This window comes from Promicromonospora sukumoe 327MFSha3.1 (assembly GCF_000385135.1).
In the GTDB taxonomy this organism is placed as follows: domain Bacteria; phylum Actinomycetota; class Actinomycetes; order Actinomycetales; family Cellulomonadaceae; genus Promicromonospora; species Promicromonospora sukumoe_B.
In genome coordinates this window covers 19,610-42,830 of sequence record NZ_ARQM01000003.1, presented here as the reverse complement: position 1 = coordinate 42,830, position 23,221 = coordinate 19,610, and the positions used below count along the sequence as shown (strand labels likewise).

Sequence of the window (23,221 nt, the reverse complement as noted above, 5' to 3'; positions counted from 1 at the left end):
ACGGCCGCCGTCGTCCGGGCGTCAGCGGGCCGGCTCCAGGCGGATCACCACCGACTTCGACGCCGGGGTGTTGCTCTGGTCCGCCGTGTGGTCCAGGGGCACCAGCACGTTCGTCTCGGGGAAGTACGCCGCCGCGCAGCCGCGCGCCGTCGGGAACGAGACGGCGCGGAAGCCCTCGGCGCGGCGCTCGCCGACCTCGCCGTCGGCCCCGGGCCACTCGCTGATCAGGTTCACGGTGTCGCCTTCGGCGATCCCGCCGTCCGCCAGGTCGTCCGGGTGGACGAACACGACGCGCCGCCCGTTCTTGACGCCGCGGTACCGGTCGTCCAGGCCGTAGACCGTGGTGTTGAACTGGTCGTGCGAGCGCACGGTCTGCAGCAGCAGCCGGCCCGGCGGCACGTCGATGATCTCCAGGTCGTTGACCGTGAAGTTGGCCTTGCCCGTCGTCGTCGGGAACAGGCGCGCGTCGCGCGGCGGGTGCGGCAGCACGAACCCGCCCGGCTCGGCGACCCGCCGGTCGAAGTCCTCGAAGCCCGGCACCACGCGCGAGATCGAGTCACGGATGCGGGCGTAGTCGCCGGCGAACGCCTCCCACGGCGTCGGATCCTCCGGGCCCAGCGCGCGGCGGGCCAGGTCGCACAGGATGGCGGTCTCGCTGCGCAGGGCGTCGGAGACCGGGGCCAGCCGGCCGCGCGAGGTGTGCACCACGCTCATCGAGTCCTCGACGGTGACGACCTGCTCGCGCCCGCCCGTCATGTCGCGCTCCGTGCGGCCGAAGCAGGGCAGCACCAGCGACCGCCTGCCGGGCAGCACGTGCGAGCGGTTCAGCTTGGTCGAGACGTGCACCGTGAGCGGCACCTCGCGCAGGGCGGCCTCCGTGACCGCGCTGTCCGGGGTGGCCGCGGCGAAGTTGCCGCCGACCGCCATGAAGACCTTGAGTCGTCCGTCGCGCAGCGCCCGGACCGTGTCGACGACGTCGTACCCGTGGGCGCGCGGCGGCTCGAAGCCGAACTCCGTGGCCAGCGCGTCCAGGAACGGCTCGGTGGGCCGCTCCCAGATGCCCATGGTGCGGTCGCCCTGCACGTTGCTGTGCCCGCGCACCGGGCAGGCGCCCGCGCCCGGTCGGCCCACGTTGCCGCGCAGCAGCAGGAAGCTCACCACCTCGCGGATGGTCGCCACGGCCTGCTTGTGCTGGGTCAGGCCCATCGCCCAGCAGACGATGATGCGGTCCGCTGCCTTCACGTCGTCGACGAACGCCTCGATCTCGGCCCAGTCCAGGCCGGTGGCCCGCTCGACGTCGGCCTGGTCGACGGCGCGCCAGGCGGCCGCCGCCTCCGGGAACCCGCTGGTGTGCTGCGCGATGAACTCGTGGTCCAGCACGGGGGCGTGCCCGGCGGTGCGCGCGTCGTCGTCGGCCTCGACCAGCAGGCGGTTCACCGCCTGGAACAGGGCCAGGTCGCCCGCGAGGCGCACCTGGAGGAACCGGTCGGCGAGCTTGGTGCCCTGCCCCACGACGCCGCGCACCCGCTGCGGGTTCTTGAAGGTCTGCAGCCCGGCCTCGGGCAGGGGGTTGATCGCCACGATCCGCGCCCCGCGGTCCTTGGCCTCCTCCAGCGCGGTGAGCATGCGCGGGTGATTGGTCCCGGGGTTCTGCCCGACGACGACGATCAGGTCCGCGTGGTCGGTGATGTCCTCCAGGGAGACGCTGCCCTTGCCGATGCCCAGCGTCTCGACCAGGGCCGTGCCGGACGACTCGTGGCACATGTTCGAGCAGTCCGGCAGGTTGTTGGTGCCGAGCTTGCGCGCCAGGAGCTGGTAGAGGAAGGCGGCCTCGTTGCTGGTGCGGCCCGACGTGTAGAACGCCGCCTCGTCCGGGGAGTCCAGCCCGCGCAGCTCGCCGGCGACCAGGTCGAGGGCCTCGTCCCAGGAGACCGGCCGGTAGTGGTCGGCGCCCTCCTCGCGCAGCATCGGCTCCGTGATCCGGCCCGACTTGCCCAGCCGGTGGTCGGTCCAGGTGGCCAGCTCCGAGATCGCGTGCTCGGCGAAGAACGCCGCGTCCGCGCGCTTGCGGGTCGCCTCCTCGGCCACCGCCTTGGCGCCGTTCTCGCAGAACTCCGCGAGGTGCGGCTTGCCCGGCTCGGGCCAGGCGCAGCCCGGGCAGTCGAAGCCCCGCTGCTGGTTGATCAGGGGCAGCGTGCGCAGGCCGCGCCCCACGCCGGCCTCCTCGAACACGTGCGCCAGGCCGTGGACCACCCCGGGCACGCCCGCGGCGGCCGTCTTGGGCGGTCCGACGCGGAGGGTCTGCTCGGGGGCGTCGGTACGGGCTTCGTCGCTCACGTCGGTCACCCTCCTGACCCTACGCCGGAGTCAACCTCCTGTGGAGGCTGTGGACATATCGGTCAGGAGTCACCGTTCGCTCCTGAGGTTCTGTTCAGACCACGAACCACTGCCCGCAGGGACCGGCTTGAAACGTCGCAACGTCGTGGCTTGAACAAAACCTCGGGGCGGCCGTGCGTACTGGTGGACATATCGGTGGCCGCAGCGGGCGGAAGCGGTGCGAGACTGGCGGGATGGGAGTCGTCACCGACCGAAGGCGCGTGGTGCGCGTCCGGGAGGGCGCTCGCGCGGCGCGCCCCGACACGCTCGCCGTCGAGGAACCGCTCATGGTCCGGCTCGTCGGACCCGGCGCGCTGGTCGGCCGGGCGCGGCCGCTCGGCGCGGTCCCGGCGAGCGTCGTCCCGGTCGGCGGGATGCTGCCGGACGGCGTCCTGCCGGGCGCACCGCCCACCGGAAGCACGCTCACCGTCACGATGCGCACCCCCGGCGACGACTTCGACCTGGTCGCCGGATGGCTGGTCTCCGAGGGCGCCGTCACGGCGCGCGAGGACATCGCGGGGATGCGGCTGTGCCCCGACGAGGACAACACGGTCGAGGTGGCGCTCGCGCCCGGCGTCGAGCCCCCGCGGCAGCGCGCGTTCGCGACGACCAGCGCGTGCGGGGTGTGCGGGTCGGACACCGTGGTGGAGGTGCGGGCCGCGCTGCGCTGGCCGGTCGCGCGCGACGCCGTCACGGTCCGCACCGACGTGATCGCCGCCCTGCCCGACCTGCTCCGGGAGCGGCAGCGCGCCTTCGACCGTACCGGCGGCCTGCACGCCGCGGGTCTGTTCACCGCCGACGGCGAGCCGCTGTACGTCCGCGAGGACGTGGGCCGGCACAACGCCGTCGACAAGGTGGTGGGAGCCGCGCTGCGCGACGGCGCCCTGCCCGCTGCCGGGACGGTGCTCCAGGTCAGCGGGCGGGCGTCGTTCGAGCTGGTGCAGAAGGCCGCGCGGGCCGGGATCCCGGTGCTGTCCGCGATCTCGGCGCCGTCGACCCTCGCCGTGGACCTGGCCGAGGAGTGCGGCCTGACCCTGCTGGGGTTCGTCCGCGGCGGCTCGATGAACGTCTACACGCGGGCGGACCGGCTGTCCTGAGCCGTGTCGCGTCCGGGCAGGACGTGCCCGGCGTGCCGCGCCAGGAATGCCGCCGCGGAGTCCATGGCGTGCGCCGCCACCGGGTCCGTCGCGTGGTGGTGCTGGAACACGTGCGCGCTGCCGGCGTAGACCTCCAGGGTCACGTCGACGTCCGCCGACGCGGCGCGCGCGGCCAGGCCGGTGGTGTCGTCGAGCAGCACCTCGTGCGTGCCGACCTGGAGCAGGAGCGGCGGCAGGCCGCGCAGGTCGGCGAGCAGGGGGCTCGCGAGCGGGTCGCGCGGGTCGGCGCCGTCGGGCAGGTACGTGGCGGCGTACTCGCGGATGTTCGCGGCGTCGAAGATCGGGTCGACGCTCTCCTTGCCGGTGAGGCTCGCGCCGGACAGCGTCAGGTCGAACCAGCCGGAGAAGGTGACGACGGCGGCCGGCAGCGGGAGCCCCGCGTCGCGAGCGGTCAGGACCGTGGCGAGGGCGAGGCCACCGCCCGCGGAGTCGCCCGCGACCACGACGCGGCTCGCGTCGGTGCGCTCCAGCAGCGCCCGGTACGCAGCCAGGCCGTCGTCGACGGCCGCCGGGAACGGGTGCTCGGGGGCGAGGCGATAGTCGGGTGCGACCGCGCGCAGGCCCGCACGGGCTGCGAGTGCCGCCGCCAGCGGGACGCCCGTGCCGGCGTCGCCGATCACGTAGCCGCCACCGTGCAGGTAGAGCAGCACGGGGGCGTCGTCGCCGGCCTGCGGCACGGTGATGTCCAGCGTCGGGACGCCGCCCCGCGTCGTCTCGGTCACGTGGGTGCCGTCCGGCAGCGGCAGCCGGCCGAACGAGGTGTAGAAGGTGCGGAGCTCGGTGAGCGCGTTCTGGTCCATGGTCCCCTCGGTGCGCGAAGATAGATTCCATGGAAGCCAAACAAGATTCCATGGAATCTATTCCCCGGGGGAACGGGGGCGGCGGCGACGGGTTCGACGCCGCGGGGCTGCTCGACGACCTCGTCCGCGTCGAGGTCCGCCTCTACACCCTGCTCGACGCGCGGTTGCGGGCCGCGCACGCGCACGGGCTCGGGCGGTTCGACCTGCTGCGCGCGGTCGACGCGGTCCCGCGGTGCCGGGTCTCCGACGTGGTCCGGCGGCTCGGGATCACGGTGGGTGCCGCGAGCAAGGGTGTCGACCGGCAGGTGCAGGACGGTCTGGTGCGCCGGCAGGCCAACCCCGAGGACGGGCGCTCGTCGTTCCTCGAGCTCACGTCCGCCGGGCGGCAGGTGCTGGACGAGATGTCGCCGACGCTCGACCGCGAGACGGCCGAGGTGCTGCGGGGCACGGGCGTGCCCGACGGCGACCTCGCCCGTCTCGCGCGTGTCCTCACCGCCGTGCGGGCCGGTCTGGAGACCGGGAGCGCGAGGTGAGCGGGTCGCCGTCGGGCGGCCGGGCTCAGCCCGTGAACAGCGGGATGACGCTCCGGACCGTCTGGAACAGGCCGTAGGCCAGCGGCACGGTCACCACGGCCCAGGTGAGGACCAGCCGGGGTACCTGGTTCGACGTCGACTGCGGGGCCGGTTCGGGTGTCTGCTCGGCCATGGTCACACCTTTCCCTCGGCGAACTCGTCGGTCTGGCCCGGCCGCTCGTGGAACCGCGCCGCGACCGGGCGGACCAGGGCGTTGGCCACGAAGCCGACCGCGAGCACGGCCACCATGGTGAACAGCGCGGGCCGGTAGTCGGCCGCCACCAGCTCGCCCGGTGTGCCCTGGGCGTCCAGGAAGCCGTTGATGATCAGCGGCCCGGCGATGCCCGCGGCCGACCACGCGGTGAGCAGGCGGCCGTGGATCGCGCCCACCTGGAACGTGCCGAACAGGTCGCGCAGGTAGGCGGGCACGGTGGCGAAGCCGCCGCCGTAGAACGACAGGATCACGGCCGCGACCAGCACGAAGATCACCGTGGACGTGTGGCCGACCGTCGCCAGCAGCACGTACATGATCATGCCGACGCCCAGGTACATGACGTAGGTCGGCTTGCGGCCGATGTAGTCCGACGTCGAGGACCACACGAAGCGCCCCGCCATGTTGAACAGGGACAGGAAGGCCACGAACCCGGCCGCCGTCGCCGGCGCGACCGAGGACATGCCGTCCTCGCGGAAGAAGTCCTGGATCATGGGCGCCGCCTGCTCCAGGATGCCGATGCCCGCCGTCACGTTGCAGAACAGCACGGTCCACAGGAACCAGAACTGCGGGGTCCTGATCGCGTTCGCCGCGGAGACGTTCGCGGTCGAGACCATCGGCTTGGCGGCGACCGCGGCGGCGTCGAACCCGGCGGGCTTCCAGCCGGGCGGCGGGACCTTCACCGTGAACACGCCCAGCATCATCACCAGGAAGTACGCGATGCCCAGGGTCACGAAGAGCGAGGTGACGGCGCTGCCCGACGCCACGGAGGTGGGGTCGGTGGGGTCGTAGCCGCTGTCGTAGCCGGCCATGAGCTGGCGGGACAGCGGCGAGGCGATGAGCGCGCCGCCGCCGAACCCCATGATGGCCATGCCCGTGGCCAGGCCCGGCCGGTCGGGGAACCACTTGATCAGGGTGGACACCGGCGAGATGTAGCCGATGCCGAGCCCGATGCCGCCGATGAAGCCGTACCCGACGTAGACCAGCCACAGCTGCGACGTCGCGATGCCGAGCGCCCCGACGAGGAACCCGGAGGCCCAGAAGCAGGCCGAGGCGAACATCGCGGCGCGGGGCCCGGCCCGTTCCACCCACGTGCCCAGCACCGCGGCCGAGAGACCGAGCATGACGATGGCGATCGAGAAGATGACGCCGATCGCGGTGAGGCTCGACTCGAAGTGGGCGACCAGCGCGCTCTTGTAGACGCTGGTGGCGTACGCCTGGCCGATGCACAGATGGATGGCCAGCGCGGCCGGCGGGATCAGCCACCTGCTGTAGCCGGGCTTTGCCACCGTGTGCTCGCGGTCGAGGAACGACAGCGCCATGCGCACCTCCTCGTGCTCAGGGGATCACCCCGCACGAGGTGCGGTTTCTCCCGTTTGCGTGCGCACGCTACTGGCGTCGGATGCCCGGGTCAATGGTCCGCGCCGCCGCCGGCCGGCTCAGTGCTGCGGGCTGCGCACCGCGGCCAGGAACAGGGGTAGGTGCGTCTCCGTGTGGGCGATCCGCAGCAGATAGGGCCGGTCCACCGTCATGCGGACGGCGGGCTCCTCGGGCATGGCGCTGGTCGCCTCGGCGGCGATCTCGGTGACGGCGGCCGCGACGGTGCCCTCCTCGTCCAGGTTCAGGTAGGCCTGCTGCAGCACCTGGCTCACCCGGAGCTGCTCGGCGGTGCTGATGCCCGACAGGTCGGGGGAGTCGTACAGGCCGGCGAGGCCCGCCTGGTCCAGCGCCGGCGCCAGGTCCAGGGTGGGCGGCTCGAGCTCCAGCGTCGGCATGGCGAGCTCGACGACCTGGGGCGCGGCGTCGTCGAGCGCGGTGGTGAGAGCGGTCAGCGTCCCGGGGTCGACGTCGGCCGGGTCGGTGCCGTCCGGCGGCAGGAGCACGTCCGCGTGGAACGCCTCCGCGTACGGGAGGCGGACGGCGGCCCAGCCGTCGCTCTCGGCGTAGGCCCACGGGTGCGCGCCGCGCAGCATCTCGGTCGGGGCGGTGCCGCCCGGTCCGGTGAAGTCCTGGTCGCCGGTCGACGCCTCCTCGAACGGGCTCTGCCAGCGCGCCGCGAGCAGGATCGCGTTCTGCAGCACCAGGCGCAGCGACGGGTCGGGCTGGATCGCCGACTCCTCGATCAGGCCGCCGGTGTGGTGGTTCACCCAGGAGTCGAGCACCTTCTTGCCCTCGCCGCTGCCCAGGTCGGTGCGCTGCACGCCGGCGTCGAACGCGGACGCGAGCGCGTCGAGGTAGTCCGGCTCGACGGCGAGCTGGTCGTCGAGCACGGCCTGGTTCGCCAGGTGCAGCACGGGGCGCTCGGGGAGCTCGTCGTCCTGCGCGACGGAGGGGTCGCCGTCGTGCTTCGCCAGCTCGCCCTGCAGGGCGTTGTAGGCGGACGTGCGGTCCTCGCCGGAGGCGCCGAGCGCCGCGTCCAAGGTCGTGGCGGTCTCGCCGCGCGCCCCCTCGGCCAGCAGCGCCAGGGCGAACGACAGGGACGCGGGGGAGACGAGGGCGTTCTCCTTCGGTTCCGCCGTCGCGCGCAGGGCGAGCAGGCCCAGCTCCTCGGTCGCGGCGACGGCGTCCGTCGTGGCGGGCGCGTCGGCGACGGCCACGACGGCGCGGGCGGCGTCGGATCGCTCCAGGCCCTCGGTGGCGGCCTCGTCGGTGGAGGGGGCGCAGGCGGTCAGGACGCCGCACGTGGTCAGGGCGAGGGCGGCGGCTGCCGCTGTGGCCGTGACGCCGTGGCGTCGGGCAGGCGCGGGGCGCTGTTCGGGGCGGGCGGTCCTGGGGCGACGCTGCACGGTTTCCTCCGGGGTCGGGGGCCCGCGCTCGCAGGCGGGTCCTGATCTGGATGTGTGGCGGCGGGCCCCGGCCTTGCACCCACGTCCGTGTCAGACACACAGGTCACCCGGGTGACCTGTGTGTCTGACACGCGTGGGCGGATGCGACAGATGTCAGTGGCGCCGGGCACAATCTGTCCCGACCATCCGGCTGGGTTTCGACCCCTGAAGTGAGGTACAGGACGTTGGCAAGTATCAACCAGCGCATCGCTGAGGAGCTGGGCGTTCGGGAGGGGCAGGTGACCGCGGCCGTCGACCTGCTCGACGGCGGCGCGACCGTGCCGTTCATCGCCCGCTACCGCAAGGAGGTGACGGGCACCCTCGACGACGCGCAGCTGCGCACCCTCGAGGAGCGGCTGCGGTACCTGCGCGAGCTCGAGGAGCGGCGCGCGGCGATCCTGGCGTCGGTGCAGGAGCAGGGCAAGCTCACGGACGAGCTGCGAGCCCAGATCCTGGCGGCGGAGACCAAGTCGCGTCTGGAGGACATCTACCTCCCGTACAAGCCCAAGCGGCGCACCAAGGCGCAGATCGCGCGCGAGGCCGGCCTGGAGCCGCTCGCCGAGGCGCTGCTCGGCGACCCGTCGCTCGACCCGACCGAGGCCGCCGGCCCGTACGTCGACTCCGACAAGGGCGTGGCCGACGCCGCCGCGGCGCTCGACGGCGCCCGGGCGATCCTCGTCGAGCGCATGGGTGAGGACGCCGACCTGATCGGCACCCTGCGCGAGCGGCTGTGGAAGCGCGGGCGCATGCTGTCCGGCGTCCGCGACGGCGCGCAGGACAAGGGCGCCAAGTTCTCGGACTACTTCGAGTTCGCCGAGGCCCTGTCGTCCCTGCCCTCGCACCGCGTGCTCGCCCTGTTCCGGGGCGAGAAGGAGGACGTGCTGGACCTGACGATCGAGCCCGAGGAGGGCATCGAGGCCGGCGTGCCGACGTCCTACGAGGGCACGATCGCGCACCAGTTCGGCATCACCAACCAGGGCCGCCCGGCCGACCGCTGGCTGAACGACACGGTCCGCTGGGCCTGGCGCACCAAGATCCTGGTGCACCTCGGTATCGACGTGCGCCTGCGGCTGCGCTCCGAGGCCGAGGACGAGGCCGTGCGCGTCTTCGCCGCCAACCTGCGCGACCTGCTCCTCGCGGCGCCCGCCGGCACGCGGGCCACGATGGGCCTCGACCCGGGCCTGCGCACGGGTGTCAAGGTCGCCGTCGTCGACGCCACGGGCAAGGTCGTGGAGCACGCGACCATCTACCCGCACCAGCCCGCCAACCGCTGGGACGAGTCGCTGGCCGTGCTGGCCCGGCTGGCCCAGAAGCACGACGTGGACCTGGTCGCGATCGGCAACGGCACGGCGTCGCGCGAGACCGAGCGACTGGCCGCCGACCTGATGAAGAAGGTGCCGGAGCTCGGCCTGACCAAGGCCGTCGTGTCCGAGGCGGGAGCGTCCGTGTACTCGGCGTCCGCCTACGCCAGCGCGGAGCTGCCCGACCTGGACGTGTCCATCCGGGGCGCCGTCTCGATCGCGCGCCGCCTCCAGGACCCGCTCGCCGAGCTCGTGAAGATCGACCCCAAGTCGATCGGCGTGGGCCAGTACCAGCACGACATCACCGAGACCAAGCTGTCGCGGTCGCTGGACGCCGTGGTGGAGGACTGCGTCAACGGCGTCGGCGTGGACCTCAACACCGCGTCGGTGCCGCTGCTGTCGCGCGTCTCGGGCATCACCTCGACGCTCGCCGAGAACATCGTGGCCCACCGGGACGCCAACGGCCCGTACGCGTCGCGCGCCGCGCTGAAGGACGTGCCGCGCCTGGGCCCCAAGGCGTTCGAGCAGTGCGCGGGCTTTCTCAAGGTCTCGGGCGGCGCCGAGCCGCTGGACGCGTCCTCGGTGCACCCCGAGGCGTACCCGCTGGCGCGGCGCATCGTGACGGCGTCGGGCACGGACGTGCAGGCGCTCATCGGCAACGGCGGTGCCCTGCGCACGCTGCGGCCCACCGAGTTCGTGGACGAGACGTTCGGTCTGCCGACCGTGACCGACATCTTCGCCGAGCTGGAGAAGCCGGGCCGCGACCCGCGTCCGGCGTTCACCACGGCCTCCTTCGCCGACGGCGTCGAGACCCTCGGCGACCTGGTGCCCGGCATGGTGCTGGAGGGGCAGGTGACCAACGTGGCCGCGTTCGGCGCGTTCGTGGACATCGGCGTGCACCAGGACGGGCTCGTGCACGTCTCGGCCATGTCGAAGAACTTCGTCAGCGACCCGCGCGAGGTCGTGAAGTCGGGCGACATCGTCAAGGTGAAGGTCCTGGACATCGACCTCCAGCGCAAGCGGGTCTCCCTGACCCTGCGGCTGGACGACGAGGTCGGCGCGGCCCCCGGCGGCCGCAGCTCGGGCAGCTCCGGCGGCGGTCAGGGCGGTCAGCGTGGCGGGCGCCCGGGCGGCGGCGAGGGCCGTGGCCGCGGGGGCCAGGGCCGAGGTCAGGGCGGCCAGGGCCAGGGGCAGCGTGGACAGGGCGGACAGGGCGGCCGCGGCCGCCCGGCCCCGGCCGACACCGCCATGGCGGACGCCCTCCGCCGCGCAGGCCTGGCCTGACACGCCGCGGGCGCTGCCCGCGAGGTGCTCGAACGTAGGGTTGGTCGCCGCATGACGTCTGATGGGGCGACCAACCCTACGTTCGCGCTGTCAGGGTGCTTTGCGTGCGAGACTGGGGCCGCACAGTCAGCCCCCAGATGGAGAACACGTACGCCTCGTGGCCCGCAGCGCAGAGAGCACGACCCGGCGACGTCGGCGCGAGGAACTGCTGAGCAGCTCGATCGACGTGGCGCGCCGGCTGCTCGCGGACGGCGGGCTCGAGAGCGTGACGATGCTGGCCGTCAGTCGGGAGATCGGCATCGCCGGGCCGGGGCTCTACCGGTACTTCCCGAGCCGTTCCGACCTGCTGCGGGCCACCTACCGGCACGTGCTCGACGAGCTGGTCGGGCACGTCCGCGCGGCGGTCGCCCGCCAGCCCGCCGGTGACCGTGCCGCCGAGGTGCACGCGCTGACCTACGCGATGTTCGCCTGGTGCGTGGCGCACCCCAACGAGTTCGACCTGCTCCTGGGCGCCGGCCTGCGCCTGGCCGGCGAGGACGGCGCCGTGGCGGGCGAGGCCGGCGGCGGCACGTTCTACGAGGTGGCCGCCCTCGCGTTCCCGGCGGTCGCCGCGCAGTGGGCCGACGGCGCGGTCCGGTTCGACGACCCGGTGTCCCCGGAGCTCGAGGCCGAGCTGACCGCGCGCCGCGACGCGTTGCTCGCGGCGTTCCCCGACGCTCCCCGCGACGTGCCGCTCGGGCTGGTCGCCGCCGTCCGCGTGGCCTGGCAGCGCACCTTCGGCCTGCTGTGCATGACGGTCTACAACCACGTGCTCGAACCCGACGGGCCGGTGCGGCACGACTACATCACCGCGCTGCTCGACGACCTGAACGAGCGCAACCTCGCGCTCTTCGGCATGTTGCCCAGCCCCGCCGTCCTGCTGGAACCGGTGTTCGCCGACACCGGAGAGCGAGGCGGGTCATGACCCCGCGCGAGCCGACGGGCCGTCGCGCCCGGCTGCGCCGCGAGCTGCTGAACCAGGCGCTGGCCTCGGTGCGCCGCCTGCTGGAGGAGCACGGCGCGGACGGCGTCACGATGCAGGCCGTCGCCAAGGACGTCGGGATCGCCGCGCCCGGCCTGTACCGGTACTTCGACGGCCGGCCCGGGCTGCTGCACGCCACGCACCAGCACGTGACCGACGAGCTCCTGGCCTCCGTGGAGCGGGCCCGGGTGCGACAGCCCGCGGACGATCCGGCCGCGCAGTGCCACGGCGTGATCCACGAGCTGTTCCGCTGGTGCCTCACGCACCGCAACGAGTACGACCTGCTGATGTCGGGCCGGCTGCGCATCCGCGGCCAGGAGGGCGACACCGCCGACGACCCCCGCCACCCGCCGCTGATGTCCCTCGACCGCGTGGGCGGCGCGTTCACGCCGATCGCCCTCGCCTGGTGGCAGGCGGGCTGCCCGGTGGTGCCCGACGACGAGATCGCCCCGGCCCTGCTCCCGCACCTGCGGGCCGCGCGCGACGCCATGCTGGCGGTCCCGGGCTTTCCGCCGGACGTCCCGCTCGGGCTGCTGCACGCGATGAACCTGTGCTCGGCCCGGCTCTGGGGCCTGCTCACGCTGACCGTCTACGGCCACGTGGGCGACGTCGACGACCCGGCGGCCGTGGCGCACCTGGACGCGCTGGTGCAGGACCTCGTGGTCGACGTCCTGGACGTCTTCGGCCAGAAGGCCTCGGCCGACGTCGTGCTGGTGCGGGACGCGCCCGCCCGCCGGGCCTGACCGACCCGGGGACCTACTCCGGGGACGGGGATGCCGCGGCGAGGTGGTCGGCCACGCAGACGAGCACGAGGAGGTTCGGCACGTCGTCGGCCGGCACCGACGACCGGACCGGCCTGCCCCGCTGCCTCCACTGCAGGTAGCCGTCGTCGATCCGGAGGTTCGTGACGTCGGCCCACGGGGTCAGCCGTCCGTCGACGGCCAGCCCCTCGGGCGTCGCGGAAACGGGCCCGAACGGGACCGTCCGTCCCTCGGCGAGCTCGTCCAGAACGCGGGGCGTGGTGGCGCGGGTGATCGCCGCCTCGAGCGCGGGCCCCCAGACGTCGATGCGCTCGAACTCGCCCATGACGACCGGCGGCGTGGTCGCGCTCAGCAGGCCGTACGACCACCTGCCCCGGCTGTCCGCGGAGCCCGCGGGCCGGACCCCGACCCGGACCACCCGCGCCTGCTCCCAGCGATAGGGCAGGACCCGGCCCTTCGCGCCGCGGACCACCACCCCCTCCTCGAAGACGTGCAGCGCCCGGCCGCCCGTGGCCTCGCCGGCCGTGGTGGTCGTGCCCGCCCCCGTGAACACCGCGCGGCACACGCCGAGCCGCAGCTCGCGCGCCGCCTGGTCGACCGACTCGTAGCTGGTGACCTCGGACATCACGGGCGCCTCCTCGCACTCGGCCGGGTGTGCCCGAACGCTAGCGAACCCGGGCGTTTCGTACCAGAGGCCCTATTTTCGGGATGGGGTATAACGCCTTTGCTTCACCCTCCACCTCACGTCCGATGGACCGGTGTCGGAGGTTCGGTCCAGGATGACGACATGAACAACGCACCTGAGACCCCTGGCGAGGCGGACGAGACCTACGACGTGATCGTGATCGGCGGCGGGCCGGTGGGCGAGAACGCGGCGGACCGCGCCTCGCGTACCGGCCTGTCCGTGGCCCTTGTCGAGTCCGAGCTCGTGGGCGGCGAGTGCTCGTACTGGGCCTGCATGCCGTCCAAGGTGCTGCTGCGGGCCGGCACGGTGCGTGCCCTGGCCCGGGACACGCCCGGCCTGGCCGACCCGGGGGACATCGACGTCGCCGCGGTCCTGGCCCGCCGGAACGAGATCACGAACAACTGGGACGACTCCGGGCAGGTCTCGTGGGTCGAGGGGGCCGGCCTGACGCTGGTGCGCGGGCACGGCCGGCTGGCCGGCGAGCGGCTGGTCGAGGTCACGGTGCCGCGGGAGACGCCCGCCGGTTCGGCAGGCGGCGCCGGCGACGAGGACGGTGACATTGGCGGCGGGCTGGGGGAGGCCGAGACGGGCGAGGCACCGGTGACCCGGCTGCTGCGTGCCCGGCACGCGGTGATCGCGGCGACCGGCAGCGTGCCCGTGCTGCCCGACACCCCGGGCCTGGCGGCGGCCTCGCCCTGGTCCAGCCGCGAGGCCACGGGGGCCGAGTCGGTGCCCGAGTCCCTCGTGGTGATCGGCGGCGGCGTGGTGGGCGTCGAGATGGCGAACGCGTACGCGGACTTCGGTGCCAGGGTGACGCTGCTGGCCCGGGGCGGCCTGCTGTCCAACGCCGAGCCGTTCGCGGGCGAGATGGTCGCGGAGTCGCTGCGCGCGGCCGGCGTCGACGTCCGGACGGGCGTGGAGGTCGCCTCCGTGGACCGGCCCGGCACCGGGAGCGAGAGCGAGCCCGCCGGCCCGGTGACGGTCAGCCTGTCCGACGGCGACAAGGTCACCGCCGCCGAGATCCTCGTCGCGACGGGGCGGGTGCCGCGCACGACGGACCTGAACGTTGAGGCCGTGGGCCTCGACGAGTCGAGGCTGGGCCGCCACGGGGCGCTCCCCGTCACCGAGTCGCTCGAGGTCGTGGGCGTGCCGGGCGGCTGGCTGTACGCCTGCGGCGACGTGACCGGCCGCGCGGCCACCACGCACCAGGGCAAGTACCAGGGCCGGATCGTCGGCGACGTGGTCGCGGCGCGGTACGGCACGCAGGCGGGCGACCGGTCCCCGACCACCGGTGAGCCGGGGCCCGCCGTCGGGCAGGAGGGCCGGCCGTGGTCGCGCTACGCCGCGACCGCCGACCACGGGGCGCGCGTGCAGGTGGTGTTCACGCGGCCGCAGGTCAGCTGGGTGGGACCCACGGAGCGTGAGGCGCGCGCCGCCGGCATCCCCGTCGAGGCGGTGTCGTACGACCTGTCCTGGATGGCGGGCGCGAGCGTGGACGGCCCCGGGTACACGGGACGTGCCCAGGTGCTGGTCGACACGCAGCGGCGGGTGCTCGTGGGCGCCACCTTCGTGGGGCCCGACGCCGGCGAGATGCTGCACGCCGCGACCATCGCCGTCGTCGGCGAGGTGCCGCTGGACCGGCTGTGGCACGCGGTCCCGGCGTACCCGACGGTGAGCGAGGTCTGGATCCGCTTCCTGGAGTCGTACGGCCTGTGACCTGCCCATGATCCGGGCTGCAAACCACTTCGAGGCCTAGGTTTCTTCGCTTTGACACCGGTCAAAGCGAAGAAACCTAGGCCTCGAAAGGGAACTGCGCAGTCGTCAGGCCACCCGAGGCCGGACGGGTCAGCGGCGCGTCAGCTCGTGGGCGTCAGCGAGCCGTCCGAGCTGAAGACCAGGCCGAGAGTGACCTCGCCCTGCTGCAGCGCCGACTTGGTCAGCGGGCCGCCGGCGTCGAGCGAGCGGAACTCCGCGAACTCCAGGCCGTAGGTCTCCTCCAGGCCCGGCTGGCAGAACGGGCGCTCCGTGCACTCCGGCGGGCCGCCGAGCACCAGGCCGCCGCACGCCTCGGCGAGCTCGCTGAGCGTGGTGAGGCTGTGCTCGTCCGCGAAGGCCTTGGTCACGGCGAAGGCGTTCTGGTCCTGGGCGGGGGAGGGCGTGCCGAACACGAGGCCGACCTCCTCGCCGAGACCCGTGAGGCCCTCGACCGTCGCGTCGAGGTCGCTGCTCGCGACGGGCTCGGCGTCGGCGCCGTTGACGTCCTTGTTGATGAACTCGGTCAGCGTGCCCACGTACTCGGGGATCACCTGGACCTGCTTGCCGTCCTCCAGCGCGGGGAGGTACGCCTCGCGGTTGCCGATGGTGGTGACCTCGGCGTCGTACCCGGCGGCGTTCAGCACCGTCGCGTAGATGGTGCCGAGCGTGGCGCTCTCGGCGAAGTCGGCGGCGCCGACGACGACCTTGCCGCTGCCGCTCTGCTCGGGGTTGTCGAGCCCGGCGTCGGCCACGAACTCCTCGGCGACCTCCTTCGAGGTGCGGCGGTCGACGTCGACGGCCTTGTTCAGGCCGATGAGGGTGTCCGTGTCGAGCGCCGCGGAGACGGTGTCGAGCAGCGGGACCAGGTTGTCGTCGCCCTCCACCGCCGCGGCGTTGACCGCCGGGATGATGTTGTCGACGGTCTGGAGCTGCTTGTCGTCCTCGAGCACCACCAGCTCGTCGCCGGGGACCGCCTCGCAGGCCGCGAGGCTGCTGCCCCCGGTCTCGCTGCTGCCACCCCCGCCGCCGGCCGAACCGGGTTCGCCACAGGCGGTCAGGAAAGCGAGGGAGACGACGGCTGCCGCGGCGCCGAGCGCGCGGGGCAGGGAAACGTGCGTACGGGGGAACTTCATCGAATGTCTCCGAACGTGGGTGACGTACATCTGTTCTACGGCTTCGATCTGTCCCATTCGACCCCGGCAGGCGGTCGATGGCAAGGGATAAACCCGCTCGTGAGGATGTCGTTACATTAGGCCGCTCGGCGGGTTCTAGCCCGCCCGGACCCGCAGCGGCGCCGGTGTGGTCAGGCGCTGCCCGATCGCGAGCACGCCGTCGATCGCGAGACACAGCCCCGCGACCACGATGCCGCCCGCCAGCACCTCGCCGTAGCGCTGCGTGCCCATGCCCAGCGCGATGATCTGACCCAGGCCGCCGCCGCCCGCCAGCGCGGCGAGCGGGATCGTGGCGACGACCTGCACGATCGTCACCCGCAGGCCCGCGGAGACCAGCGTCGTGGCCAGCGGCAGCTCGACCTGCAGCAGGATGCGCCCGTCGCTCATGCCCATGCCGCGCGCGGCGTCCTTGGCGTCGGGGTCGGCGCCGCGTACGCCCTCGTAGGTGTTGACCAGCAGCACCGGCACGGCGAAGAACGCCGCGGCGATGACGGTGGCGGTGTTGCCGAACAGCCCGCCCGCGGCGAGCAGCAGGATGATGCCGAGCGTCGGCAGCGCGCGGGACGCGTTCGTGAGCCAGACGACGGTGCCCGCGCCCCGGCCGCTGTGCCCCAGCCAGGCGCCGGTCGGGATGGCGACGGCGGCGGCGACGGCCACCGCGATCGCCGTCATCACCAGGTGCTCGCCCGCGAGCTCGAGGATGCCACCGGGCTCGGTCCAGGTCAGGGGGTCGTTCAGCCAGACGATCGCCTCCTGGAGGACGCCGGTGGGGGCGCTCATGACGCCCTCCCGCGCAGCCAGGGGGTCAGGAGTCTGCCGACGGCCCACAGGGCCAGGTCGAGCACGAGGGCGAGCGCGATGGTCGCGAGCGTCGCCGTCATGATCTCGGCCCGGTAGAAGTTGTTGCGGAAGCCCTGGAACATGAGCTGCCCCAGCCCGCCGTACCCGACGACGATGCCCACGGTCACCAGCGCGACGGTGGACACGGTGGCCAGGCGCAGCCCGGCGATGATGCTCGGCAGCGCGCTCGGCATGGCCACCTGCACCAGCAGCCGGCCGGGCCCGTAGCCCAGGCCGCGGGCGGCGTCGGTGACGGCCGGGTCCACGGTGGACAGACCCGCGACGGTGTTGCGCAGGATGATCAGCAGCGCGTAGACCACCAGGCCCACCAGGACCGGCGTGCGGCCGATCCCGAGCAGCGGCGCCAGGATCGCGAACAGGGCCAGCGACGGCACCGTGTACATGACGGCCGCCGTGCCGAGCACCGGCCCGGCCAGCCACCGCGACCGGGAGACCAGCGCCCCCAGCGGGATGGCGATGGCCGCCGAGATCGCGACCGCCTCGATCGTCAGGCCGGCGTGCTCGACGGTGCGCTGCCAGATCAGGGGCGCGTTGTCGACCACGTAGGACCAGGAGAACCACGGGTTGCCGGGCATGCCGTAAAACCTATCGTGCTCTTCACCCGGTAGGTTCGAGCACATGGCTTCTCGCACCGTGATCGAGCTCGACACCGTCCGCAAGGCGTTCGGGAGCGGCACCGTCGCCGTCGAAGGACTCAGCCTCTCCGTGCGCGAGCACGAGGTGCTCGCCCTCGTGGGCCCGTCCGGCTGCGGCAAGTCCACCACGCTGCGCATGGTGAACCGGCTGGTGGAGCCGACGTCGGGCCGCATCCTGCTCGACGGCGAGGACGTCACCAACAGCAACCCCGTGGCCCTGCGGCGCCGCATCGGCTACGTGATCCAGAACGTCGGGCTGTTCCCGCACCGGACGGTCGAGGCGAACATCGCGACCGTCCCCGGCCTGCTCGGCTGGGACCGGCGGCGCACGCGGGCGCGCGTGGCCGAGCTCCTGGACCTGGTGGGCCTGCCCGCCGCTACCTACGCGAAGCGGTACCCGCACGAGCTGTCCGGCGGTGAGCGCCAGCGCATCGGCGTGGCCCGCGCGCTGGCGACCGACCCGCCCGTGCTGCTGATGGACGAGCCGTTCGGCGCCGTGGACCCGGAGTTCCGCCGGCACCTGCAGACCGAGTTCCAGCGGATCCAGCAGGAGACGGGCACCACCGTGATCCTCGTGACGCACGACATCGACGAGGCCGCGCGCCTCGGCGACCGCATCGCCGTCCTGTCCCGCGGCGGCAAGCTGGAGCAGGTCGCGAGCCCGCTCGCGGTGCTGGCCCACCCGGCGTCGGAGCGGGTGCGCGACTTCATCGGCGACGGCGCGGCCTCCCGCATGCTCTCCCTCGCCCAGGTGGAGACGACCGACCTGGACGGCGCCGACCGGATCGTCCAGCCCGCCCCCGCGCCCGTGCGGCTCGGCGCGCGTCTGACCGACGCGTTCGAGGCCGTGGCGGCGCTGCCGGCGTCGGCCATGGGGCGGGTGCCCGTGGTGGGGGAGACGGGCGACGTCGTCGGCTCGCTCACCGCCGACGGGATCCTCGGCGCCCTGCGCCGGGCGGCGGACGCCGCTGCCGAGACCCCCTGGGACGCACCGGAGGCGGAAGCGGCCGAGGCGCCCGCGGGCGCCGACGACGCCGCTGTGACCGACGCCGCGTCCTGACCCGCGCGCAGGCCGGGACCTCGGACAACTCGCCAGATAGTCTCGGTGCGTGACCAACGCACGTGTAGCCCTCGCGACCTGCTCCCAGCTGCCCGACCTCGACAAGGACGACGTGCCGCTGATCGCGGCGCTCGCCTCGCGCGGGATCACCGCGGAACCCGCCGTGTGGGACGACCCCGCCGTCGACTGGCAGGCCTACGACCTCGTGCTGGTCCGCTCCACCTGGGACTACTCGCCGCGGCACGACGAGTTCCTCGCGTGGGCGCGCTCGCTGCCCAAGGTCGCGAACAGCGCCGACGTCATCGAGTGGAACACCGACAAGCGGTACCTGCGCGAGCTCGAGGCCGCGGGCATCCCCGTGATCCCCACCATCTGGCTCGACCCCGCCCGGCACCTGTCCAAGCGCGCGGTGCACACCCGCATGCCCGCGTTCGGCGACTTCGTGGTCAAGCCCGTGGTCAGCGCCGGTGCCCAGAACACGGGCCGCTACCAGCCCGTCTCCGCGGAGTCGCGCGGCAAGGCCATCGCGCACGCCACCCGCCTGCTCGACGACGGCCGCTGGGTCATGATCCAGCCCTACGTCACCTCCGTGGACACCGCGGGCGAGACCTGCCTGATCTTCGTCGACGGCGAGCACACCCACGCCATCCGCAAGAACGCGCTGCTCACCGGCCCCGCCGAGGACACCGGCGAGCTGTACGCCGAGGAGGAGAACTCGGCGTACGAGGCCACGCCCGAGCAGATCGAGGTGGCCGAGCGCGCGCTCGCCGTGGCGCGCACCGCGACCGGCGCGGACCTCACGTACGCCCGGGTGGACCTCGTCACCGGCGACGACGGGGTGCCCATGGTCATCGAGCTCGAGCTGACCGAGCCGTCGCTGTGGATGAAGTACGGCACGGGCGTCGAGGACAAGCTGGCCGACGCGGTGGTCAAGCTCCTGGCCTGATCCAGGGGGCGGCGCCGGCCGCCGCGGAGACGGAAGAGGGCCCCTCACCGGAGTGAGGGGCCCTCTTCTGCATGGGGTGAGCGACGGGACTTGAACCCGCGGCCCTCGCGACCACAACGCGATGCTCTACCAGCTGAGCTACGCCCACCATGCTCGTCGATCCTGGACCGGCGACCGTCGAAAAGCATACATGGTCAGCGGCCACGATCCGAACTCATACCTACGGAGCGAGCTGCTTCGTGACGGACGTCTCGGCGACGTGCGCGGCGGCGGCCCGTGCGGTCGCCGTGTCGGGGCCTGGCTGCGCGGGGAACAGCACCTCGCGGTAGTAGCGCAGCTCGTCGATCGACTCCAGGATGTCGGCCAGCGCGCGGTGCCCGCCGTCCTTCTTCGGGGAGGCGAAGTAGACCCGCGGGTACCAGCGCCGCGAGAGCTCCTTGATCGAGGAGACGTCGATGATCCGGTAGTGCAGGTAGTCCACCAGCTCGGCCATGTGCAGGTCGAGGAAGGACTTGTCGGTGCCGACCGAGTTGCCGGCCAGCGGAGCCTTGCCCGGCTCGGGCACGTACTCGCGGATGTAGGCGAGGATCTGCTCCTGCGCCTCCTCGAGGGTCAGCCCCTGGTCGAGCTCGTCGAGCAGGCCGGACGTCGTGTGCATGGCGCGCACGAAGTCGTTCATCTGCTCCAGCGCCTCGGCCGGCGGCTTGACCAGGACATCGACACCGGTGCCCAGGACGTTGAGGTCGGAGTCGGTGACTATCGCGGCGACCTCGATCAGCGCGTCGGCGCGCAGGTCGAGGCCGGTCATCTCGCAGTCGATCCAGACGATGCGCTCGTTGGGGTTGGGAAGGCTCACCGGCCCAGCCTATTCCGTTCGGCGCGCCGCTGGTGTACACGGGTGCGGTACGGGGCGCGCGCGGGCGGTGGGTGCACGAAGGCCCTTCCGCGGAACGACGGTGGTCGTCCGGGGAAGGGCCAGGATGTGCGCGTCAGGCCAGTGGCCGGCGGGTCAGATCAGGCGGAGCCGCTTCGTGCGCTTGGCGGTACGACGCTCGGGGCGCTCGCGCAGCGCGCGCTCCTGGGCGCCGGCGACCTCCGCGCGGCGGGCGATCTCTGCGACCTGGGCGCGGCCGATGTAGTAGGCGGTCTGGGCGTGCATGTCCGTGGTGGTCCTTCCAGGGGTGGGGAGGGGGTGACGGTCGCAGCGGGCGTGCTCCGGGCCGGGTCGCGGCGCGGTGCTCCTCAGTGTTTCCGTCGTGTTACATCCTCCCTCATTCAGGAAATCCCGCGCAAGGCGGACAGTGGTGATCTGCAGCACCCTTGCGCAGGTCAGCGGGCGCAAAAGAACGAAGCAGAGCGTGTGCGGGACACACGCTCTGCTTCGTGGATGCCTGCAGCGCCGGTCGCCGGAGGAGCTCCGGCGGGCGCCGTACGGGTCATGCGGACCGCACGCGCAGGGCGGGTGCCGGTGCGCGGTCGTCGGTCCGGTGTGCGGCGCGGGCCTCGGCCCTGCGTCGCTTCTGCTCCTCGCGGAGCTGACGGAAGCGCCGGTTCTGCTCGGCGTCCCGGAGGCGGTCCCGGTGAAGGGTCTGCGCCAGGTCGTACTCGGTATGCACGTGAGTGCCTTTCGTGACGCTGGATTGCCGGTCTCCCGACAGAGGGTCTGGCCGGACCCTGTCCACCGCCCGGCATGGGACCGGACGGACGTCACCGCGGTGTGCCTTGAGCCTCCCAGGAGACGGCGGTGCGGCGCACGGCTTTATTCGGGCGAAGTCGCTAAAGATTCCTTGCGCAAGTTCTCTTTAGCGTTCTACGCTCGCCGCATGCCCGAGCAGAAGCAGCCCGAGGTCCAGGGGTTCACCCGGCCGACGCAGCCCGAAGACGCCGTCATCTCGCAGGCCGACGCCATCAAGGCCATGACCCACCCGCTGCGCATCCGCCTGCTCGCCCTGTTCGGCGGGGGCGTGGAGCTCACCGCCACCCAGTGCGCCGAGCGCACGGGGGAGTCCGTGGCGAGCTGCTCGTTCCACCTGCGCCAGCTCGAGAAGTACGGGCACGTCGAGCGCGCCGAGCCGCACGGCAAGGAGCGGCCGTGGCGGGCCGTCAGCCGAGGGTTCAGCGTGCGGCCCGACCTCGCGGACCCGGAGTCGTGGCCCGCCGCCCAGGCGTTCGGCAGCATGTTCGTGGCCGAGCAGTTCGCGGCCTTGCAGCGCTGGCTCGCCGACGCCGGACGGGACGACCCGGCCTGGCTGTACGCCACCACCCAGACGCACCAGGAGTTCTGGGTGACGCGCGACGAGCTGGACGACCTCTCCCGGCGGCTCGAGGAGCTCACCGAACGGTTCCGTGGCCGCTCGGAGAACCCCGGCAAGCGCCCGCCCGGCGCGCGCCGGGCCCACCTGTTCGGCGCGGTCTGGTCCGAGATCCCGGACCCGGAGGGCGAGGACGCATGACCACCACCAAGCCCCCGGCGGCCGGCGACGACGCGGCCCAGGGCGACCCGCCCGTCGTCGGGCGGCCGGGACCGGCAGATCCGGCCCAGGCCGACGCCGTCGGGCAGCCCCAGCCGACCGACCCCGCGCGGCACCTGCGGACCCCCGTCTTCCGCACGCTTGTGGTGGGCTGGACCCTCGCGAACGTGGCGGACTCGCTGCTCACCCTGCTCATGGCGGTCTGGGTCGCCGACCTGACCGGCAGCGCCGCGCTGGGCGGCGTGACGTTCGCGCTGCTGGGCCTGCCCGCGCTCGCCTCGCCGTTCCTGGGGCACCTGGCGGACCGGGTCTCGCGCCGGCTCATGCTCGTGGTCGCCTACGTGGTGGGCGCGCTCGGGCTGGTGCCGCTGTTCTGGGTGCAGCGCCCGGACCAGGTCTGGGTCATCTTCGTGTCCACGCTGGTCTACTCGGCGGTCGCGTACGTGACGGGCGCCTGCCAGTCGGGCATCCTCAAGGACCTCCTGCCGAACGAGGCCCTGGGGCACGCCAACGGCCGCCTCTCCATGATCGACCAGGTGTTCCGCGTGGCGCTGCCGATCCTCGGCGCCGCGGTCTACGCGCTGGTCGGCGTGGTGCCGCTCGTCGCGGTGGCGATCGGCGGGTTCGCGGGGGCCGCCGTCGTGTTCCTGCTGGTGCGGGTCGTCGAGTCCCGGTACGAGGACGACCCGGGCGAGTCGTACCTCGCGGCGGTCACGGCCGGGTTCCGGCACCTGTTCGGCACACAGCCGCTGGGCGGCATGACCTGGAACGCGGTGATCGTCTTCGCGTCGGTCGGCCTGGTGAACGCCGTCGTCTTCGCGGTGCTCGACGGGCTGGGGCTGCCCCCGGCCTGGCTCGGTCCGCTCACCGTGCTGCAGGGGGTGGCCGGGTTCGTCGCCGGGGCGCTGACGCCGCGGCTGATGGCGCGCTACGGGCGGCCGCGCGTCTACGCGCTGGGGATCCTCGCCGCCGGGATCGCCCTGGTGCCGCTGATGTTCAGCTGGGTGATCCCGGCGGTGGCCGCGCAGGCCCTGCTCGGCTTCGGCGTGACGGCCGCGGTCATCGCGTGGGTCACCGAACGGCAGGTCCGCACGCCCGAGCGGCTGCAGGGCCGGGTCGCCGCCGCCGGGCACCTGGTGAACAACCTGCCCGGCACCGTGGTGACGGCGCTCGGCGCGGGGCTGCTCGCGTTCGTCGACTACCGCCTGCTCGTGCTGGCGAACGTCGTCGTGGTGGTCGCGGCCGGGCTGGTCGCGCTGCGCCTGCGCCGCACCCCCGACCCGGGCGTGTCAGACGCTCAGGTCACCCGGGTGACCTGAGCGTCTGAG

At 73.2% G+C, this 23,221-nt stretch carries 22 protein-coding genes and 1 tRNA gene; 10 read left to right on the top strand and 13 right to left on the bottom strand.

Annotated elements, in window-relative coordinates; all coding sequences use genetic code 11:
• Positions 1-21 precede the first annotated feature (21 nt).
• Entirely contained in the window at positions 22-2,346 is a 2,325-nt protein-coding gene (locus H291_RS0101725) for an FdhF/YdeP family oxidoreductase (protein WP_020013252.1), read from the bottom strand.
• Between the two features lie 224 nt (positions 2,347-2,570).
• Here H291_RS0101725 and fdhD point away from each other — a divergent pair, with 224 nt between their 5' ends.
• On the top strand, positions 2,571-3,473 hold the full coding sequence (gene fdhD, locus H291_RS0101720) for a formate dehydrogenase accessory sulfurtransferase FdhD (protein ID WP_026365284.1): 903 nt from the start codon (positions 2,571-2,573) through the stop codon (positions 3,471-3,473).
• On the opposite strand, the gene H291_RS28240 is transcribed toward fdhD, so the two are convergent.
• Entirely contained in the window at positions 3,446-4,333 is an 888-nt protein-coding gene (locus tag H291_RS28240; protein WP_020013250.1) for an alpha/beta hydrolase, read from the bottom strand. The genes fdhD and H291_RS28240 overlap by 28 nt on opposite strands.
• Positions 4,334-4,383: 50 nt before the next feature.
• On the opposite strand from H291_RS28240, the gene H291_RS0101710 reads away from it, so the two are divergent.
• The gene (locus H291_RS0101710) at positions 4,384-4,866 is read left to right on the top strand and encodes a MarR family winged helix-turn-helix transcriptional regulator (RefSeq protein WP_020013249.1); all 483 of its coding nucleotides are present in this window, start codon (positions 4,384-4,386) and stop codon (positions 4,864-4,866) included.
• Positions 4,867-4,891: 25 nt separating this feature from the next.
• Here H291_RS0101710 and H291_RS33605 read toward each other — a convergent pair whose 3' ends face one another.
• The 3 genes from H291_RS33605 to H291_RS0101695 all read right to left on the bottom strand — a co-directional run bounded on the left by H291_RS33605 (position 4,892) and on the right by H291_RS0101695 (position 7,902).
• Positions 4,892-5,038, bottom strand: a complete 147-nt coding sequence (locus tag H291_RS33605) for an MFS transporter small subunit (RefSeq protein ID WP_157236655.1) — start codon at positions 5,036-5,038, stop codon at positions 4,892-4,894.
• Positions 5,039-5,040: 2 nt separating this feature from the next.
• Positions 5,041-6,438: an OFA family MFS transporter gene (locus H291_RS0101700; protein ID WP_020013247.1), complete on the bottom strand. Its 1,398-nt coding sequence runs from the start codon at positions 6,436-6,438 to the stop codon at positions 5,041-5,043.
• A 117-nt stretch (positions 6,439-6,555) separates the two neighbouring features.
• A complete protein-coding gene (locus H291_RS0101695; protein WP_020013246.1) occupies positions 6,556-7,902 on the bottom strand; it encodes a serpin family protein in 1,347 nt (448 codons plus the stop codon).
• Between the two features lie 224 nt (positions 7,903-8,126).
• Here H291_RS0101695 and H291_RS0101690 point away from each other — a divergent pair, with 224 nt between their 5' ends.
• From H291_RS0101690 to H291_RS0101680, 3 genes are all read left to right on the top strand, one after another.
• Positions 8,127-10,526, top strand: a complete 2,400-nt coding sequence (locus H291_RS0101690; protein WP_269637037.1) for a Tex family protein — start codon at positions 8,127-8,129, stop codon at positions 10,524-10,526.
• A 157-nt stretch (positions 10,527-10,683) separates the two neighbouring features.
• Complete coding sequence (locus H291_RS32135) at positions 10,684-11,490, top strand: TetR/AcrR family transcriptional regulator (RefSeq protein ID WP_020013244.1); 807 nt, start codon at positions 10,684-10,686, stop codon at positions 11,488-11,490.
• The gene (locus tag H291_RS0101680) at positions 11,487-12,290 is read left to right on the top strand and encodes a TetR/AcrR family transcriptional regulator (protein ID WP_020013243.1); all 804 of its coding nucleotides are present in this window, start codon (positions 11,487-11,489) and stop codon (positions 12,288-12,290) included. The genes H291_RS32135 and H291_RS0101680 overlap by 4 nt, the downstream gene beginning before the upstream one ends.
• 13 nt (positions 12,291-12,303) lie before the next feature.
• Here the strand turns inward: H291_RS0101680 and H291_RS0101675 are convergent, their stop codons facing one another.
• Positions 12,304-12,933 carry a DUF6585 family protein gene (locus H291_RS0101675; protein ID WP_020013242.1) on the bottom strand — a complete coding sequence of 210 codons (630 nt, stop codon included), beginning with the start codon at positions 12,931-12,933 and terminating at the stop codon, positions 12,304-12,306.
• Positions 12,934-13,095: 162 nt separating this feature from the next.
• Between H291_RS0101675 and H291_RS0101670 the strand changes: the two genes are divergently transcribed.
• Entirely contained in the window at positions 13,096-14,709 is a 1,614-nt protein-coding gene (locus H291_RS0101670; RefSeq protein WP_020013241.1) for a dihydrolipoyl dehydrogenase family protein, read from the top strand.
• A gap of 140 nt (positions 14,710-14,849) precedes the next feature.
• Here the strand turns inward: H291_RS0101670 and H291_RS0101665 are convergent, their stop codons facing one another.
• The 3 genes from H291_RS0101665 to H291_RS0101655 all read right to left on the bottom strand — a co-directional run bounded on the left by H291_RS0101665 (position 14,850) and on the right by H291_RS0101655 (position 17,356).
• Entirely contained in the window at positions 14,850-15,881 is a 1,032-nt protein-coding gene (locus H291_RS0101665; RefSeq protein ID WP_020013240.1) for a glycine betaine ABC transporter substrate-binding protein, read from the bottom strand.
• A 135-nt stretch (positions 15,882-16,016) separates the two neighbouring features.
• Positions 16,017-16,700 carry an ABC transporter permease gene (locus H291_RS0101660; protein ID WP_020013239.1) on the bottom strand — a complete coding sequence of 228 codons (684 nt, stop codon included), beginning with the start codon at positions 16,698-16,700 and terminating at the stop codon, positions 16,017-16,019.
• The gene (locus tag H291_RS0101655) at positions 16,697-17,356 is read right to left on the bottom strand and encodes an ABC transporter permease (protein WP_020013238.1); all 660 of its coding nucleotides are present in this window, start codon (positions 17,354-17,356) and stop codon (positions 16,697-16,699) included. The genes H291_RS0101660 and H291_RS0101655 overlap by 4 nt, the downstream gene beginning before the upstream one ends.
• A 43-nt stretch (positions 17,357-17,399) precedes the next feature.
• Between H291_RS0101655 and H291_RS0101650 the strand changes: the two genes are divergently transcribed.
• Together H291_RS0101650 and H291_RS0101645 are read left to right on the top strand one after the other, a co-directional pair.
• Entirely contained in the window at positions 17,400-18,476 is a 1,077-nt protein-coding gene (locus H291_RS0101650; RefSeq protein ID WP_033325405.1) for an ABC transporter ATP-binding protein, read from the top strand.
• Positions 18,477-18,525: 49 nt separating this feature from the next.
• Positions 18,526-19,422 (top strand): ATP-grasp domain-containing protein, encoded by an 897-nt coding sequence (locus H291_RS0101645; RefSeq protein ID WP_020013236.1) that lies wholly within the window; start codon positions 18,526-18,528, stop codon positions 19,420-19,422.
• Between the two features lie 72 nt (positions 19,423-19,494).
• Here H291_RS0101645 and H291_RS0101640 read toward each other — a convergent pair.
• The 4 genes from H291_RS0101640 to H291_RS34045 form a co-directional block, all read right to left on the bottom strand.
• Positions 19,495-19,570: transfer RNA gene (locus H291_RS0101640), tRNA-His, on the bottom strand.
• 72 nt (positions 19,571-19,642) lie between these two features.
• The gene (orn, locus tag H291_RS0101635) at positions 19,643-20,278 is read right to left on the bottom strand and encodes an oligoribonuclease (protein WP_020013235.1); all 636 of its coding nucleotides are present in this window, start codon (positions 20,276-20,278) and stop codon (positions 19,643-19,645) included.
• A gap of 153 nt (positions 20,279-20,431) precedes the next feature.
• A complete protein-coding gene (locus H291_RS33600; RefSeq protein ID WP_020013234.1) occupies positions 20,432-20,581 on the bottom strand; it encodes a hypothetical protein in 150 nt (49 codons plus the stop codon).
• A 277-nt stretch (positions 20,582-20,858) separates the two neighbouring features.
• Positions 20,859-21,038 (bottom strand): hypothetical protein, encoded by a 180-nt coding sequence (locus H291_RS34045; protein ID WP_020013233.1) that lies wholly within the window; start codon positions 21,036-21,038, stop codon positions 20,859-20,861.
• 207 nt (positions 21,039-21,245) lie between these two features.
• Between H291_RS34045 and H291_RS34040 the strand changes: the two genes are divergently transcribed.
• The gene (locus H291_RS34040; RefSeq protein WP_020013232.1) at positions 21,246-21,875 is read left to right on the top strand and encodes an ArsR/SmtB family transcription factor; all 630 of its coding nucleotides are present in this window, start codon (positions 21,246-21,248) and stop codon (positions 21,873-21,875) included.
• Positions 21,872-23,212 carry an MFS transporter gene (locus H291_RS28225; RefSeq protein WP_020013231.1) on the top strand — a complete coding sequence of 447 codons (1,341 nt, stop codon included), beginning with the start codon at positions 21,872-21,874 and terminating at the stop codon, positions 23,210-23,212. Before H291_RS34040 ends, H291_RS28225 begins: the two co-directional genes overlap by 4 nt.
• Positions 23,213-23,221: the final 9 nt, after the last annotated feature.

Bases quoted from the DNA above. Each gene is read 5' to 3' on its own strand.
- fdhD (WP_026365284.1), top strand. From the start codon at position 2,571: ATGGGAGTCGTCACCGACCGAAGGCGCGTGGTGCGCGTCCGGGAGGGC.
- H291_RS28240 (WP_020013250.1), bottom strand. From the start codon at position 4,333: ATGGACCAGAACGCGCTCACCGAGCTCCGCACCTTCTACACCTCGTTC.
- H291_RS0101710 (WP_020013249.1), top strand. From the start codon at position 4,384: ATGGAATCTATTCCCCGGGGGAACGGGGGCGGCGGCGACGGGTTCGAC.
- H291_RS33605 (WP_157236655.1), bottom strand. From the start codon at position 5,038: ATGGCCGAGCAGACACCCGAACCGGCCCCGCAGTCGACGTCGAACCAG.
- H291_RS0101700 (WP_020013247.1), bottom strand. From the start codon at position 6,438: ATGGCGCTGTCGTTCCTCGACCGCGAGCACACGGTGGCAAAGCCCGGC.
- H291_RS0101680 (WP_020013243.1), top strand. From the start codon at position 11,487: ATGACCCCGCGCGAGCCGACGGGCCGTCGCGCCCGGCTGCGCCGCGAG.
- H291_RS0101675 (WP_020013242.1), bottom strand. From the start codon at position 12,933: ATGTCCGAGGTCACCAGCTACGAGTCGGTCGACCAGGCGGCGCGCGAG.
- H291_RS0101670 (WP_020013241.1), top strand. From the start codon at position 13,096: ATGAACAACGCACCTGAGACCCCTGGCGAGGCGGACGAGACCTACGAC.
- H291_RS0101665 (WP_020013240.1), bottom strand. From the start codon at position 15,881: ATGAAGTTCCCCCGTACGCACGTTTCCCTGCCCCGCGCGCTCGGCGCC.
- H291_RS0101660 (WP_020013239.1), bottom strand. From the start codon at position 16,700: ATGAGCGCCCCCACCGGCGTCCTCCAGGAGGCGATCGTCTGGCTGAAC.
- H291_RS0101655 (WP_020013238.1), bottom strand. From the start codon at position 17,356: ATGCCCGGCAACCCGTGGTTCTCCTGGTCCTACGTGGTCGACAACGCG.
- H291_RS0101650 (WP_033325405.1), top strand. From the start codon at position 17,400: ATGGCTTCTCGCACCGTGATCGAGCTCGACACCGTCCGCAAGGCGTTC.
- H291_RS33600 (WP_020013234.1), bottom strand. From the start codon at position 20,581: ATGCACGCCCAGACCGCCTACTACATCGGCCGCGCCCAGGTCGCAGAG.
- H291_RS34040 (WP_020013232.1), top strand. From the start codon at position 21,246: ATGCCCGAGCAGAAGCAGCCCGAGGTCCAGGGGTTCACCCGGCCGACG.
- H291_RS28225 (WP_020013231.1), top strand. From the start codon at position 21,872: ATGACCACCACCAAGCCCCCGGCGGCCGGCGACGACGCGGCCCAGGGC.